Source organism: Neobacillus sp. GCM10027624, assembly GCF_042675345.1.
Lineage (GTDB): Bacteria > Bacillota > Bacilli > Bacillales > Cytobacillaceae > Neobacillus > Neobacillus cucumis_D.
In genome coordinates this window covers 647,736-663,027 of the sequence record NZ_JBHTHD010000011.1, presented here as the reverse complement: position 1 = coordinate 663,027, position 15,292 = coordinate 647,736, and the positions used below count along the sequence as shown (strand labels likewise).

The 15,292-nt window shown below is 37.5% G+C and carries 16 protein-coding genes; 9 read left to right on the top strand and 7 right to left on the bottom strand.

The window, feature by feature from the left end; all coding sequences use genetic code 11:
- Window positions 1-56: 56 nt before the first annotated feature.
- Both ACFQZ9_RS19695 and ACFQZ9_RS19690 read right to left on the bottom strand, forming a co-directional pair.
- Window positions 57-638 carry an isoprenylcysteine carboxyl methyltransferase family protein gene (locus tag ACFQZ9_RS19695; protein WP_498945011.1) on the bottom strand — a complete coding sequence of 194 codons (582 nt, stop codon included), beginning with the start codon at window positions 636-638 and terminating at the stop codon, window positions 57-59.
- Window position 639: 1 nt separating this feature from the next.
- The gene (locus ACFQZ9_RS19690; protein ID WP_498945010.1) at window positions 640-1,728 is read right to left on the bottom strand and encodes a type III polyketide synthase; all 1,089 of its coding nucleotides are present in this window, start codon (window positions 1,726-1,728) and stop codon (window positions 640-642) included.
- 677 nt (window positions 1,729-2,405) lie between these two features.
- Here ACFQZ9_RS19690 and ACFQZ9_RS19685 point away from each other — a divergent pair.
- The 3 genes from ACFQZ9_RS19685 to ACFQZ9_RS19675 are packed head-to-tail and all read left to right on the top strand — an operon-like array spanning window position 2,406 to window position 4,711.
- Window positions 2,406-2,555: a cytochrome c oxidase subunit 2A gene (locus ACFQZ9_RS19685; RefSeq protein WP_026573217.1), complete on the top strand. Its 150-nt coding sequence runs from the start codon at window positions 2,406-2,408 to the stop codon at window positions 2,553-2,555.
- A gap of 24 nt (window positions 2,556-2,579) precedes the next feature.
- Window positions 2,580-3,056 (top strand): cytochrome c oxidase subunit II, encoded by a 477-nt coding sequence (locus tag ACFQZ9_RS19680; RefSeq protein ID WP_026573218.1) that lies wholly within the window; start codon window positions 2,580-2,582, stop codon window positions 3,054-3,056.
- On the top strand, window positions 3,056-4,711 hold the full coding sequence (locus ACFQZ9_RS19675; protein WP_198308972.1) for a b(o/a)3-type cytochrome-c oxidase subunit 1: 1,656 nt from the start codon (window positions 3,056-3,058) through the stop codon (window positions 4,709-4,711). The genes ACFQZ9_RS19680 and ACFQZ9_RS19675 overlap by 1 nt, the downstream gene beginning before the upstream one ends.
- Window positions 4,712-4,727: 16 nt before the next feature.
- Here ACFQZ9_RS19675 and ACFQZ9_RS19670 read toward each other — a convergent pair whose 3' ends face one another.
- The 3 genes from ACFQZ9_RS19670 to ACFQZ9_RS19660 form a co-directional block, all read right to left on the bottom strand.
- Complete coding sequence (locus ACFQZ9_RS19670) at window positions 4,728-5,642, bottom strand: DMT family transporter (protein ID WP_498945009.1); 915 nt, start codon at window positions 5,640-5,642, stop codon at window positions 4,728-4,730.
- A complete protein-coding gene (locus ACFQZ9_RS19665; RefSeq protein ID WP_498945008.1) occupies window positions 5,639-7,147 on the bottom strand; it encodes a carboxypeptidase M32 in 1,509 nt (502 codons plus the stop codon). The genes ACFQZ9_RS19670 and ACFQZ9_RS19665 overlap by 4 nt, the downstream gene beginning before the upstream one ends.
- A 221-nt stretch (window positions 7,148-7,368) precedes the next feature.
- On the bottom strand, window positions 7,369-7,602 hold the full coding sequence (locus ACFQZ9_RS19660) for a DUF2249 domain-containing protein (protein WP_026573222.1): 234 nt from the start codon (window positions 7,600-7,602) through the stop codon (window positions 7,369-7,371).
- A gap of 131 nt (window positions 7,603-7,733) precedes the next feature.
- On the opposite strand from ACFQZ9_RS19660, the gene ACFQZ9_RS19655 reads away from it, so the two are divergent.
- Entirely contained in the window at window positions 7,734-7,886 is a 153-nt protein-coding gene (locus ACFQZ9_RS19655) for a hypothetical protein (protein ID WP_498945007.1), read from the top strand.
- 25 nt (window positions 7,887-7,911) lie between these two features.
- Here the strand turns inward: ACFQZ9_RS19655 and ACFQZ9_RS19650 are convergent, their stop codons facing one another.
- Window positions 7,912-10,218 (bottom strand): nitric-oxide reductase large subunit, encoded by a 2,307-nt coding sequence (locus tag ACFQZ9_RS19650; RefSeq protein WP_498945190.1) that lies wholly within the window; start codon window positions 10,216-10,218, stop codon window positions 7,912-7,914.
- A gap of 295 nt (window positions 10,219-10,513) precedes the next feature.
- Here ACFQZ9_RS19650 and ACFQZ9_RS19645 point away from each other — a divergent pair, with 295 nt between their 5' ends.
- Genes ACFQZ9_RS19645 through ACFQZ9_RS19625 form a run of 5 tightly spaced genes read left to right on the top strand, consistent with a single transcriptional unit; the run spans window position 10,514 to window position 13,297 of the window.
- On the top strand, window positions 10,514-11,206 hold the full coding sequence (locus ACFQZ9_RS19645) for a Crp/Fnr family transcriptional regulator (RefSeq protein ID WP_498945006.1): 693 nt from the start codon (window positions 10,514-10,516) through the stop codon (window positions 11,204-11,206).
- A 54-nt stretch (window positions 11,207-11,260) separates the two neighbouring features.
- The gene (locus ACFQZ9_RS19640; protein WP_498945005.1) at window positions 11,261-11,497 is read left to right on the top strand and encodes a DUF2249 domain-containing protein; all 237 of its coding nucleotides are present in this window, start codon (window positions 11,261-11,263) and stop codon (window positions 11,495-11,497) included.
- Between the two features lie 22 nt (window positions 11,498-11,519).
- Window positions 11,520-11,726 carry a DUF2249 domain-containing protein gene (locus tag ACFQZ9_RS19635; protein ID WP_133335987.1) on the top strand — a complete coding sequence of 69 codons (207 nt, stop codon included), beginning with the start codon at window positions 11,520-11,522 and terminating at the stop codon, window positions 11,724-11,726.
- A gap of 13 nt (window positions 11,727-11,739) precedes the next feature.
- Window positions 11,740-12,984, top strand: coding sequence for a hypothetical protein (locus ACFQZ9_RS19630; protein WP_498945004.1), 1,245 nt, complete (start codon window positions 11,740-11,742; stop codon window positions 12,982-12,984).
- Between the two features lie 13 nt (window positions 12,985-12,997).
- Window positions 12,998-13,297 (top strand): metal-sulfur cluster assembly factor, encoded by a 300-nt coding sequence (locus tag ACFQZ9_RS19625; RefSeq protein ID WP_198308977.1) that lies wholly within the window; start codon window positions 12,998-13,000, stop codon window positions 13,295-13,297.
- A 34-nt stretch (window positions 13,298-13,331) separates the two neighbouring features.
- Here the strand turns inward: ACFQZ9_RS19625 and ACFQZ9_RS19620 are convergent, their stop codons facing one another.
- A complete protein-coding gene (locus ACFQZ9_RS19620; protein ID WP_498945003.1) occupies window positions 13,332-15,257 on the bottom strand; it encodes an ATP-dependent DNA helicase in 1,926 nt (641 codons plus the stop codon).
- Window positions 15,258-15,292: the final 35 nt, after the last annotated feature.

The window sequence follows — 15,292 nt, the reverse complement described above, 5'->3', positions numbered from 1 at the left end:
TTTTCATCGTTGATTAGATTTTAGCACAGGTGATAATGATTTTCAATAACACTTTTTTATTTGTCACATTTATTTAACAATTTAGGAAGAAAACGATTACAACTTTCGAAGGCTCCTTCATACCGCGTATGACTTTTTAGCGCTCGTTCCTCGATTGGAATTCGAATCGACAGCATAACGATATTTAAAATCGTGAATATAGCCGCTGTAAAATAAGCATTAAATAACAGCGGAATGACAAGTAATTCTAAAGATACAACCAGATAATTTGGGTGCTTGATCCACCGGTAAGGCCCTTTTCTAATCACATTCGCATTTGGCAGGACAATAATTTTTGTATTCCAATACTTCCCCAATGAAAATAACGCCCATACTCTCACCAACTGAGCAAAAATGAAAACAAAAAATAACCAGTGCCAGGCAAAAGACATTTCCCGATTAAGGAGGATTTTTTCACTGAAAAATATGAGAAAAAAAAGTAGGTGCATCCAAACCATTAAGCGGTAATGCTCCTGCCCATACTCTATTGCTCCCTGCCCAATCATCCATTTCTCATTTTTTCTGGCAATCAGTAATTCAACGACACGCTGAACAATAAGGAGACACCAAAAGATAAGGAAAGGATAAAAATCCACCATTTTATTGCCACCTCAATAATAATAACTCTGAACTAAAGCCTGGACCCAGTGCCGTACACAGGCCATTCTCTCCTTTTTTTGTTTCCAGCTCCATAAACCTTTTCAGGACGTACAAAATGGTTGCCGATGACATGTTTCCGTAATCCTTCAAAATCTCGAAGGAAATATGGGTCATGGACGGTAAAATGCCCAAAGAAGAAACATACGCATCTAAAACTTTTTTTCCGCCTGGGTGGGCAATAAAATAACCAAATTGACTTAGTTTCATTCCGAATTGTTCAAGAAAATCATTCACATTCGGCTTTAGCCAACTTTCAATTATTTTGGGGATATCACGGGAAAAAACGACAAATAATCCTTGGTTTCTTATATCCCAGCCCATTACATCCAAGGATTCCGGCATCAGAGTTGATTGAGTTGCGATGATAGCAGGCGAGGTTTTACGTGAACGAAGGTCTTCAATATTGACGTCATCCCCGCAAATGAGTGCACAAGCAATCCCGTCTGCAAATAGAGTAGTTCCGATCAGATTACTTTTTGAAAGGTCGTTTTTCTGAAAGGTTAAACTGCAAAGTTCAACAGCCAGGACAAGGGCCTTTGCCTTTGGAAATGCTAAACAGTATTCATAAGCTCTAGAGATACCGGCAGCTCCCCCTGCACAGCCGAGCCCCCAAATGGGTATTCTCTTCGCATGCTGTGAAAATGGAAGTTGGTTCATAATTCTTGCTTCAATACTAGGAGTTGCAAAGCCAGTGGTGGAAATAAAAAAAATGGCATCAATTTCTTGATAGGGAATCGGTTTTGTCAAAAATAATTGGCTTGATAAACATTCCTTAATCGCTTGCGAACCAAATTTAACGGCGTTTTCAATATATGCCTGATTTTTTTCTTCAAAGGTATGCTCTTCCTTAAACCAATTGATGTCTTTAACAAAATTTCTTTTTTCAATTTGTCCGTTCGAAAACGCCTTTAATAATCGTTCTATATCTTTAAACGAATCAGAAAAAAGCTTCCGGGCAAATTCTTCGGCTTGATCCTGTTTTATTTCATATGGCGGAAGTGCTTCCGCAACTGAAATTATCGTCGGCATCTTCATCTCCTCCAATTCAATGAGGTTATTTTTACCAAATGCCAATGGATTATTCTTTTATGTACAAACTAAATATTTTCACAAAAAAAAGCTCCCCTTATGCTGGGAAGCCAATCGTTTTGAAGGTTGTTGTTGTGCAATTAAATTATAACGCGAAACGAGGCATTTGTTCATTATATAATCTTTTCCAATTAGGTATTCGATTTATGGTTTATCAGGCTGTTTTTGAACATCAATCTTAATTTTATTGGTTGCCAGGGATCCGCATATTTTACAGTATTCCTGCTTGTTATACAAAAGACGGCATAATTCACAATAATATTTTTCCACTAAGAAACACACTCACTTTTTGAGATTATAAGCACTATATTTTCATGTTATTTTCAAAATCTTAGAGTGTGACAATATTTCATTTCCGCACTTTCATACAACGATCTTACTCGTTAATCAGTTAGCTGCATCACAGGGGACGTGTGAGAATTCACAGTTTTTTCACAATTCCACCTCCTCCATTGTGACTTTCCTCACTGTTACATCAACTTTTTAACATTAACATGTTACTTAACTAAGGAATGAACAATTTGTGAATTTACAAATTTTATCTTTTTCTTTCTAAATTGTTTTGTATTATGAAAGTGAACTTATTATTTTCCAATTATTCGAAGGGAGTGTAAGGGATGGCAAAGGCGGAAGTGAAAACAAATCAAAAAACAGAAATAGAGGACAGTTCCTCACTAAAAGGTACATTAGCGTCCGTTTTCTTTTTAGGACTCTTTATCGTAGTCACATGGGTAAGCGTCTATTATCTATTTGTAGAGAGATTTTAAAGATATAAGGGGGGGAAAAATCTTATGCATATGCATAAATTTGAAAAAATTTGGCTTATCTTCGGAGTAGCAACACTGATTGTTTTCTTGTCCACGATCGGTGTAAGTGCATTCTATCTCGGAAACAAGCCGCCTAGCTGCTTAACTACCATTAACCCGGATAAAGTGGATCAAACAAAACCATTTGATAAACCAGGACTTCATAAGGTTGAAGGGAAAGAGTGGGACTACGAACTTGTTTATGTCGCATCCACTTTTTCTTATAACCCGACAGAAGTAAAAGTACCGCTTGGGGCAAAAGTGAGAGTAATTGCTACTACCAAAGATGTTGTCCATGGCTTTGAAGTTGCCGGAACCAATATTAATATGATGCTTGAACCTGGATATGTCAGCGAATACACAACAACATTTGACAAAGAAGGCGAATATTTGATTGTTTGTAATGAATATTGCGGTGCCGGGCACCATTTAATGAGTTCGAAGATTGAGGTGGTAAAATAATGGCTAGCGTTTCAGCAAATATAAAAGTAGACCCTAGGGATGCGAAGCTTTCAATGGCCCATTTTTATGTGGCTTTCACAGCACTTGCTCTTGGCGGACTAATGGGCCTTCTGCAGACACTTGTCCGTTCTGGAAAATTCGAGTTGCCTGCTGGGATTGGATACTACCAACTTTTAACCGTTCATGGTGTCATGATGGGCCTTGTATTAACAACCTTTTTTATCATGGGCTTTCAATATGCAGCTGTCAGCCGTACAGCTGGTACACACTCACCTGCAGCAAGACGCACCGGGTGGATTGGTTTTTGGGTAATGACCATTGGTACTGCGATGGCTGCAACAATGGTCCTATTAAATAAAGCATCAGTACTTTATACATTTTACGCACCACTGCAAGCACATTGGATCTTCTATCTTGGGATGACTTTCGTTGTGGTCGGAAGTTGGATTGATGGTGCAGCGCAAATTATGACCTATGCAAAATGGCGGAAAAACAATCCAGGTAAACCAAGCCCACTGTTAAGCTTTATGGCAGTCATTAATACAGTTATGTGGATTGTCGCTACACTGGGTGTTGCTGCGACAGTATTGTTCCAATTACTACCTTGGTCTTTAGGATTAGTTGATACGGTAGATGTTCTCGTAAGCCGTACATTATTCTGGTATTTTGGCCACCCGCTTGTTTATTTCTGGCTGCTTCCTGCTTACATGTGCTGGTATGCAATTATTCCAAAAATTATTGGCGGCAAAATTTTCTCAGATTCTTTAGCAAGGTTATCGTTTATTTTATTCCTGCTCTTCTCCATTCCTGTTGGCTTTCACCACCAATTAACAGAGCCGGGAATTGATCCAGCGTGGAAATTTATTCAAGTTGTTTTAACCTTTATGGTTGTTATTCCTTCATTAATGACCGCCTTTTCTTTATTCGCAACTTTTGAAAGATATGGGCGTTCTAAAGGCGCTACTGGCCTTTTCGGCTGGTTCCGGGTTCTTCCTTGGAATGATGCACGGTTCACCGTACCTTTTATCGGAATGGCTTCGTTTATTCCAGCCGGTGCGGGTGGTATTATTAACGCATCTAACCAAATGGACCAAGTAGTTCATAATACCATCTGGGTTACAGGACACTTCCATTTAACTGCGGCCACATCAGTGGTGTTAACGTTCTTTGGAATTTCTTACTGGCTTGTTCCGCACTTAACCGGCCGTAAATTAACCAAGGCCATGAACAAATTAGCGATTATCCAAGGCTGGGTTTGGTTTATTGGAATGGTCTTTATGTCAGGTGCTATGCATATACAAGGTCTTCTTGGCGGTCCAAGACGTTCAGCGTTTTCAACCTACAATGGTGCCAAGCAGGCAGCTGAATGGATTCCATATCAAATTGCCCAAGCTGTTGGTGGAACCATTCTTTTCTTAGGAATCATCTTAGTATTAATCATTTTCATTAATCTTGCCTTCTTTGCCCCAAAAGGAGAAGAAGAATTCCCTGTTGGTGAAGCAGAAAATCTTGAAGAAAAAGCACCAATGGTATTCGAAAACTGGAAATTGTGGCTTGGAATGCTTGCAGTTCTCATTCTTTTCGCTTACACAATTCCATTTATCGATATCATACAGAACGCACCACCGGGATCGAAAGGATATAAAACCTGGTAAGCTTTAAGGCTTCAATCTATGTGATTGAAGCCTTTTCATTTTGCGTTTTAACGAGCGGGTTTTTTGGCAGGTTCACCAGTAATACAGATAAAAGGATAAAGAAAGAACCAATAAATTGAATGAACGCAAAGCCTTCTTTATAAAGAAAAACGCCTAATAAGGTTGCCACAACCGGCTCTACAGTTGCAATAATGGATGCTTTACTGCTATCTATTTTTTCCAACCCTTTTGTATACAATAAATACGCCACCACGGTAGGAAATAATCCTAACCCTAGTCCATAATAAATAACCTCTCCACTGAAAAGAATGCTTCCCTTATTCCAAAGGCCCGTAACCGGAACTAGCGCAATAGACGCGACAATAAAGGTATATAGAGTAACAGTGAACGGTGTATATTTATTTAACGCAAATTTTCCAAATATGGTGTATAAAGCATAGCCGAAACCTGCGCCCAGTCCTGTCAGTAATCCTGCCGCACTAAAAGATGTTGTTTCATTAAGGTTACTTCCTGCAACCAATACACACCCCAAAATCGTCCCTGCTACTGAAACAAGTTTAGCAGCATTCAGTTTTTCCTTAAGAATTAACCAGGAAAGAACCGTGACAAATGCCGGGGCTGTATACAATAAGATAACCGCCAGAGAAAGATTCATTTGTTGAATAGATGAAAAATAACACCAATTAAAGAGCACGATACTGCAGACACCTGTCCCTACAAATAACCAAGCGTCCTTCCATTTAATTTTCATTTGCGCGGGATATTTTACTAAACCAGTGATTCCTAACAAAACCGCTGCAGTTACAACCCTGATTGTCACAATTTCCATTGAAGTAAAACCGAAGGCATCTAATCCTCTTACAAAAATAGCAATAATTCCCCAAAGTGCCGCACTGATCGCTACTAATAAAATCGGAAAGATTTTCTTCATGATAACTGATACACTTCTCCGTATTTTTGATAGAGATAATCAATTAAATAGGATGGATTAAGGCCTTCACCGGTCACATCTTTCAGGATTTCAAGCGGCTTCTTCAATTTACCATATTGATGAATATTCTTTGTCAGCCACTCTTGAACAGGCAATAACTCTCCTTTTTCAAGAAGTTGATCGAAGGTTGGAAGGTCTTCGAGCATTTTATTTTTAAATTGTGCAGCATACATATACCCTAATGCATAGGAAGGAAAATAGCCAAAACTTCCCCCAGCCCAATGAACATCTTGCAGGACTCCCTCTGCATCATTTTCCGGCCTGATTCCTAAAAACTCTTCATATAAATCGTTCCATACTGTTGGCAAGTCACTAACCTTTATTTCATCATTAAATAATTTTTTTTCTATTTCATAGCGGATAATGATATGTAACGGGTAGGTCAATTCATCCGCCTCGATTCGAATAAAGGAAGGTTTGGATTCATTAATGGCACGATAGAAATCCTCAATTGAGACATCATCAAACTGACCATCCGCATATTTCTTTAACAGCTCGTATTGATACTTCCAGAATGGTAAACTTCTTCCGACGATATTTTCATAAAAAAGAGATTGTGATTCGTGAATTCCCATTGAAGTACCTGAACATAAAGGTGTTCCAATTAACTTTTTGGAAATATTTTGTTCATATAATGCATGACCGCCTTCATGAATCGTTCCGAAAACAGCGGTACGGAAATCGAATTCATCATACCTGGTTGTCACACGTACATCACCGGGATTTAATCCTATTGCAAATGGATGGATGGTTTCATCTAATCTCCCTGCCTCAAAGTTGTAGCCCATTTTTTTTAAAACCTCTAAACTAAACAGACGCTGGTTTTCTTTATTAAAATGGTTAAAGAGAAAATCTGTTTGCGGCTTATTTGAGGTTTCCGATACTTGTTTGACCAATGGGATAATTTTACTGCGAAGCTCGCCAAATACCCTGTCTAACACTTCCACAGTAACCCCAGGCTCATATAAATCTAACAGTTGATCATAGACCTTCTGTTTTGTTCCCCAATACCCTACAAACTTCTTTGTCATTGAGACGATCTTTTCCAAGTAAGGGCTAAACATGGCGAAATCAGCATTTTCCCTCGCTTCTTCCCAAACACTTTCTGCCTTTGATTGAAGAATGACATACTCTTTATATTCTTCTGCAGGAATTTTCTTATTTCGCTCATATTCTTTTTTGCATTCCTCGAGAATTTTTTTGGTTGAGTCGGATATTTTGATCCTCGATAAATTTGCTATATACGCAGCCATTTCCTCCGATATTGACATTTTAAACACTTCTGAGGAAAGCATCCCAATCACTTCTGACCTTTGCTCTACAGCCTGCTTCGGAGCTCCAGTACGCAAATCCCAATAAATTAAGCCAAGAGCCTCATTATAAGCAGCTATTTTTTTCACATAGTCTAAAAATTCTTTTTCCAGTCTCGCTGTCTGAACGCTCATTTAGAACCCCCCTCTTAACAATGAATAAATTTTATCATATTTTTCTGAAAAAGAGTTTTTTTTGCCCTTTTAAAATGGCAAAAAAAAACAACAGAAATAAAATTCTGTTGTAAAATAAATCTATAGGGAGTTAGAGATGTTTCATGGAAAATAAATATTAGTCAAGTAAAATGTTTAAAGAGGGTATGCTTTATGGGGCTGAATCCCCTTGGCACAAAAAATTATTTTTTACCGATCGCGACTCTCCAAGTATCGGGACCTTCTTCAAGGTATTCCCAAGTAAATTGGTCGGTTCTCTCCATCATAAATTGATATTGAAGCGGTCTTGGGTCATGGTCATTCACAATTTGCATAAATTCTCCTGATTTTAATTCATCAAATCCATTTAAAATCGTTGGATGTTTTTCACGTGGTGGATAATCAGGAACATGGATGACTTTAGCAAAAGTTTGCATCATTTTCACTCCTATTAATTTGTTAACTTCTCTTATATTATAAGAAATATTTTTTAACAACCTAGTGAGAGGTATCACACCCTAAACATGATATTTTACAAAATAAAAAAATTTATTAGGAGGAACTTAGAATGAGGGAATTAGTTGGAACTTGTAAGTGCTGTAATAAGGAAATCTATTGCTTAGATGGTTTTTTTAACGGAATCCATACAAAAGATAAAGAGATTTATTGTTATGACTGCTATGAATCAGAAGTAAAAAAAGATAAAGATCCGCAAGACTAAGCTTTGCGAACCTTTCTCTTCCTTATTACTCTTCATCAAGTGTTAAATCTTTAACTGGAAGTTTTTCTTCTTCCTTGTGTGTAGGCTTGCGCAGATTGAATAGACACTTCACACAGAATACCATCAGAATAACCACACCGATTAAGAAGATTGTATCTGGGACAGCACGCCAGGTTAAAAGTGTTTTAACTAGTTCATCTTTTAAGAAGGAAGATGAACGGCTTGCTGCATATCCATGATAGAATGCTTTCTTGATTTGAATGAAACCTACTGGAAGTAAGGAGAAGAAGACCATTCCTGCCAATCCAATATTTAAAAGGATACAGCTGACTTTTAGCCACTTATCTTTCCATACTTCTGGTTTGACGATATTTCTTAAAGAATATAGAAGTAATGCAATTGCAAACATTCCGTAAACGCCCATCATCGAAGCATGGCCGTGAGTAGGAGTTAAGAACTGACCGTGTTCGAAATAGCTGACTGCTGGCAGGTTGATTAGGAACCCAAGAACACCTGCACCCACCAAGTTCCAAATCGCAACAGAGATTAAGAACCAGAAGGAAGCTTTGTACGGGAAGTCAACGCCGCCGGAACGCATCATTTTATATTGTTCATATGCTTCAAGAATTAACAAAGTTAATGGAATAACTTCCAATGCTGAGAATACAGCACCAAGTGCAAGCCAAACTTCTGCCGAACCATTATAATAGTAATGGTGGCCAATTCCAATTACACCACTGCCTAAGAGTAAGATTAATTGGAAATATAGCTGTCTGACTGTTGATTTTTTCGTTACTAATCCTACTTGAACTAATAGGAAACCAATGACAACTACTGCAAATACTTCAAAAATTGCCTCAACCCATAAATGGATAATCCACCAGCGCCAGTAATCAGCAAAGGTAAAGCTTGTATCCGGATTAATAAATAGTGCAAAGATATAGAATGCTGGTACCGCAATAGCGGAGTAGAATAATAGGTGGATTAAACCGCCTTTGTCCGTTTCTTTTTTAAGACCAGCTTTAATTCCTCGATAAACAATAAATAACCAAATTAACATACCGACAATGAGGATTAGCTGCCACAAACGGCCTAATTCAATATACTCCCAGCCTGCATGACCTAATAAGAACCACTCATTACCTAAGTATCCGTTTGCACCAAGCCATTCTCCGACCATACTTCCGCCAACAAGAACAACTAGTGCCCAGAAAAGAATGTCTACCAAAAGACCTTGTTTTTTAGGCTCGTATCCACCCACAAGTGGCGCTACGTAAATGCCCATACCTAACCATGCAGTTGCAATCCAGAAGATCGCCAATTGTAAGTGATATCCTTTAGAAATATTAAATGGCAGGATATCATGAATCCATTTTATACCGAAGAAACTGTCTGGTTCGATATAATAGTGGGCTAGCAATGCCCCAAACATACATTGTACAAAGAAAAGAATTGAAACAATAACAAAGTACTTTCCTGATTTTACTTGTGAGTTTGTTACCGGTATTTTTCGCAAATCAATTTTAGGGAAATTCCCTTCCTTATATGCCTCTTGCATACTGAATTGATAACGATAGAAAACAAATAGGATAATTCCGACCATCAAGACAAAGATTGTTACACTTGCGCCGCTCCACCAAACAGCCGAGAAAGATAAATGGTTACCGGCATCTTCATAATATGGCCAGTTATTAGTATAAGTAATTTTATCCCCAGGACGAACCGTACTTGAAAGCCATGCTGTCCAGAAGAAGAAATCAGAAATCTGCTTAATTTGATCGCCTTTTGCAACATAGGCACGGTCATTTTTCGGCATATCACTATCTTTAATTAGATTTGCTTTTAATCCCCAGTGATCGCCTTTTGTGAAAATATTCTTATAGTAAGCTCTTACTCTTTCAAGTCCAAAAGCTTGTGCATCTGTTAAATTTAATGATTCTTTACTGCTATCATAACGATTTTTACGCATTTCTTTTATTACAGCATTTTTAATCGCAGATTTTTCATCTACACTTAGACTAGAAAACTTTTTACCATACTGTTCATTTGCTTTAAAGTCCTGCATTCCTTCTGTATAAATCTTTAAAGATTCAGCTGTATAGTCTGGACCCATATATGATCCGTGCCCTAATACTGTACCGTAATCCATCAAACCATATTTTTGCCAAACTGCCTGACCACCCATGATTGTAGCCTTAGTAAAGAGAACATCACCCTTTTGATTGGTAACCTCCAATGGTCTCGGTGCTTGCTCTTTAAAAATCCAGTACCCACCACAAAGTAATACAGTAAAACTTACTAAAATAACTGTAATTAAAACGGATTTTAACATTCCGTTTTTATTAGTTTTTACCTTTGTAGGCGTTCCCCGCTGTATTTCCACTTTCTCTCATCCTCTCTTGTTTCAATTACATATCGAATTGTAATAGTTATGAAAAAATCATAGTGTGAAGGAAATCACACACATGGTGTTATTTCTCACATTCGTGTGTTGTTTTCACAAAGTTGTCACATTGAGAATTATTTTCAATAAAATTTCACTTACCTATGACGGAGGTCACATATTTGTTGTGAAACCACTGTTAAAATGGGGCTATATTGAATTACTAATACGAAGGTGATGTTAATTGAAGCAAGAAGACATTATAAAGAGGCTTTCTGCTGTCCCAATTTTTAAAGAGCTGACGGCCGCTGAGCTGGCACCTTTTGTTGAGATTGCCCAGGCTCGTTTCTATAAGCATAAAATGTATGTATTTATGCAGGATGATCCGATGGACCGGGTATTCTTTATCCACAGCGGAAAAGTAAAAATTTATAAAACGGATTTTTCCGGTAAGGAACAAATCGTCTCCGTTCTCGAACCGGGAGAAATGTTCCCACACGCAGGCTTCTTTCGAAAGGGCACTTTCCCGGCTCACGCAGAGATTATGGAGGATGCTAACCTAATTGTCATCCCAATTGATAAATTCGAGGAGATTTTAATTTCTTATCCTGAGCTTTGTATTAAACTATTTAAAGTTCTTGGAGAGAAGATAGTGGACCTGCAAAATCGACTGGAAGAGCAAATACTTCATAATACCTATGAACAAATTGTTTTACTATTAATTAGGCTCTGCAAATCAAATGGTGAAAAAATTGATGACCAATTTAAGCTGACAACGCAATTTACCAACCGTGAGCTTGCCAATATGATTGGAACCTCCAGAGAAACCGTCAGCAGAACCATCAATCAATTAAAAAAGAAAGAATTCATTTTTCTTGATGATGACGGCTATTATTTCATTAACCGAGAATCACTTAAACAGGAACTATTCTATTAATTGAATGCTTTCGTAAGTTTCTACTATATATAATGAAAAGGGAGTTGTTTCGTGATGGAACAAAGAATTGTTGAACTTGATGTACGTGAGGATTTAAAAAATAAACTGGAGCCCTTTCAAAAAATTATGGGGGCGATTAAGGATTTAAAAGAAAATGATATTTTCATTCTTCATGCAACCTTTAAACCAGTCCCATTATTCGCGGTATTAAAAACAAAAGGCTTTAGCCATGAGGCGGTAGAAATTGCCGAAGATCACTGGAAGGTAACATTTATAAAGAATCCAAAGTAATACGAATGAAGGGTGATATAAAATGATTTTAGACAACCGCGGTTTAGAACCGCCACAACCAATGATGCGAACACTTGCTGCATTAGAGACACTGCCTGATCATGAAGTTTTGACGATCATTAATGACCGCAGACCAATGTTTCTATATGAGCAATTAGAGGAACTTGGATACAATCAAAGAACTGAACAACAAGACGACGGAAGTTTTAAAATTGAAATCTTCCGATAAGAAGGTGTAAATGATGCTTCCACAAAATATGGGGAGTGAGACCAATGTTAAGCTTCCCTTTTCGTTTATTTTCTTTAGTTTAATTGCCTTAGTATTATCACAAATTGTCCTTTTATTTAATGGAGATTTACTTATAGGAGGCAGTTTTCGGATCCCTGCCATCTGGTCGGCAGCACATATACTAGTTTTAGGCTGGGCATTAATGGTAGCAATGGGAGCGATGTATCAGCTTGTACCGGTTGCTTTCTTAACAAACATCTGGAATGAAAAATTTGGATTCTTACAGTTTTTTGTTACAGCTTTTGGAATTATTGGCTTTGCCGGTTTGCTCTATTCATCACCCCAAAATGCTATTATTCCTGGAATTCTTACCCTGATTGGAATATTAATGTTCTTATTTCAAATGATGATGACTTTAAAAAAACAAACTAAGCCAAACATCCTGACTGCTTTTGTTGGTACAGCATTATTTTGTTTATTCATGACTATTTCCATGGGTATTACATTAGTTTATTTCCTTAAGACCGGCAGTGGCGCAGGAACCTATCAAGCTGTTTTTAAAAGTCATTTGTTAATGGGGGTTACAGGATGGTTTACCCTGTTGATTTTTGGTTTTTCCTATAAAATGGTGCCAATGTTTTCATTATCCCATGGTTTTCCTATGATCCAGGCTAGATATGTTTATGGATTTTACGCAGCCGGTCTCCTTGTTACATTAATCGCATTTTTAACCGGTTGGGGCCTCCTTGTAAAGCTTGGTCTATTCCTACTGCTTGTGGGCTTTTCCATCTTTAGCTGGCATATACGAATCATTGTCAAAAAAAGATTAAAGAAAAAATTAGATACACCATTTTCATTTGCGTTAGCCGCGATTCTGTTCGGCAATATCATTCATTTAGCTGCATTCATTCTTGTCTGGACTCATTCCTTCAGCTCGGTTATTGGACCGCTCGTCTATGCTTATATCATGCTCTGGATTGTATTAAGCATTGTCGGTTATTTATTTAAGATTGTTCCATTCCTTTGGTGGACTTTTAAATATAGCAAGGAAATGGGCAAACAATCGGTTCCAACATTGAAAGAGATGATGAATGAAAAACTTGTTCCGCCGCTATTTTCATTTTTTATTCTCGGAGTTTTGATTGTTTTTTCTGCATTAACCTTTAAAATTACGCTTCTCTTTACGATTGGACAATTCATTTTATCCGTAGTTTTAATTATTATTGCAATCAGTATTATTAGCGTCCTAAAAAAATAGTGAGGTGTTTATCATGAATTTAAAAGAAAAAATTCTTAACGAGCTAAAAAATGTTTATGACCCTGAACTTAATATTAATGTTGTAGATCTTGGCTTAATTTATGATTTAGATGTTTCAGGTGAAGGGGATGTTAAAATAACCATGACCTTAACAACACCAGGATGCCCACTGCATGACAGTATTACAACGGGTGTTCGTTATTGTGTAGAAGGAATCGAGGAAACAAGAAATGTTGACGTAGACCTAGTTTGGACACCAGCCTGGAGCCCGGAAAAAATGACACCGGAAGGTCTTAGACTGCTAGGAAGATAATTTTAAAAGGGTCACGTAGCGTGACCCTTTTCGTTTACACTTCTTTAGCCCCTACAGGCAGTATCTCTTTTATTTTTTCTAAAATATTGGATCCTATATCATTTTCAAGCAAAATATGAACTGTTCCCCGGTCATTTTCACTTCGAATTAACCTTCCAATTCCCTGACGGAGCCTGAGAAGCATATAAGGTAAATCAATTTCTTCAAATGCCTTTTGCACACCATCCCTCTTCGCAATGAAGACGGGGTCATTCGGCGGAAACGGCAGCGAAAAAATCATAACATTCTCTAAGGATCGTCCAGGAATATCAAGCCCTTCCCATAGATGGATTGAGCAAAGGATGGAATTTTCCTCATTTTGAAATTTCGATACAAGTGTGCTGATTTCTTCATCACCTTCGAAATATATAGGATATGGGAGAGTGTCTGCCAATTTTCCCTTAAGTAATGCCAGATCATTTTTATTGTTCAAGAGAATAAGTGTACGACCTTCTGATTCAATCATTTTCTTTGTTAAGTACTCCACTTTATCTGTTATTCTTTCTTTTTCAAACCTCGGAAGATAAATCTCCATCAATTCCTCATAGTTGAAAGGAGAAGAAACAGAAAAGGATAGAAAATCATGAATCCCAAGACTATTAGCTATATAGTCAAATGATTTTTGATTGGATAAGGTTGCGGAAGAAAAAACAAATGGAAGTTTTTGTGAGAATACTTCATCCCTTAATACCTCTTCCACCATTTTCGGCATAATCACAAGTGTCCGTTCACCCATATTTTCTTCAAACCATGTAATCCCGTTCATTTCCTTAAGAAAAAGTGAAAGGGAATAAGTGATTTGCTCAAGGTATTCCTCAACTATTTTTAAATCATATTCATTTATAACAAATAATTCACTTTCAAACACGAGTTCTTCTTCAAGCTTTTGCAAGGTATCAAGCAGCTTTCTTCCCTGTTTAATTAAGGTTGGATGCTTAGAAATGATTTGTTTTTCAGAACCTAGTGAGACTTGGGAAAACTGGGCGATTGCGTTGAAAAATACATCATTTTCTAATAGAGCCTCTTCAATCGTGTACAGTGTATTTTCACGAACTTCATTTTCCATCAATCTGGTCAGCAACGACTCAAGCAAAGTGTCTGTAAAGCGATAGCTAAGTGCCTTCTGCGCCGCAAATTCTAATAGGTGACCTTCATCAAATACAACGGAAGAATACTCTGGTAAAAGCGGCAGCTGCCCTTCTCTTTTCCTTGATTCCTTTGTCCAAACATGTTCCATATAAAAGTCATGAGAACAAATGATAAGATCCTTTGCGTGACGGTAGTAATCTCTGTGTAATGTAAGACCACAGCGATGCCGTTTTTCGCAGGAAAAACAATCCTGAACAGGGTCCCAGCTTATCTTTTCCCAAATTTCATCGGAAATAACCGGATAATCCTTGCGGTCACCATATCTTTCAAAGGTCTGCATCGAACCATCCGTATGAAGAAATTCAGGTAATTTTTCATAAATATCGTTCAGTTCATCGGAAAGGTCTAAATCTTTTACTTGATCCAACTTTTTTATACATAAATATTGATCCCTCGATTTTGCAAGCCGGACATCCATATTTAATCCTAAAACAGATTCAAGTTTTGAGATATCTCCTTCTTTTTTTACTAACTGTTCAATTAACGTTTCATCTGCACAGGCGATAATAGCCGGGCGATTTGTGTAACGTGCATACATAATTGCATAAAGCAAATAAACAATCGTTTTCCCTGTTCCAACTCCTGCTTCAGCAAACATTATTTTTTTATCTTTAAAAGCCTTTTCTAGCTGAAAGGCCATATAAATTTGCTCATCTCTTAATTCGAAACCGGCGTCAGGGAGAATCTCATAAAATAAATCACCAATCCATTCGCCTAGTTTGTCATAAAATGATTCAGTTTTTGAAACAGTAAATGGAAACCCGTTTTGCATAAAATCCCCCTCTATAAAATGCAGCGCTCGGAAAA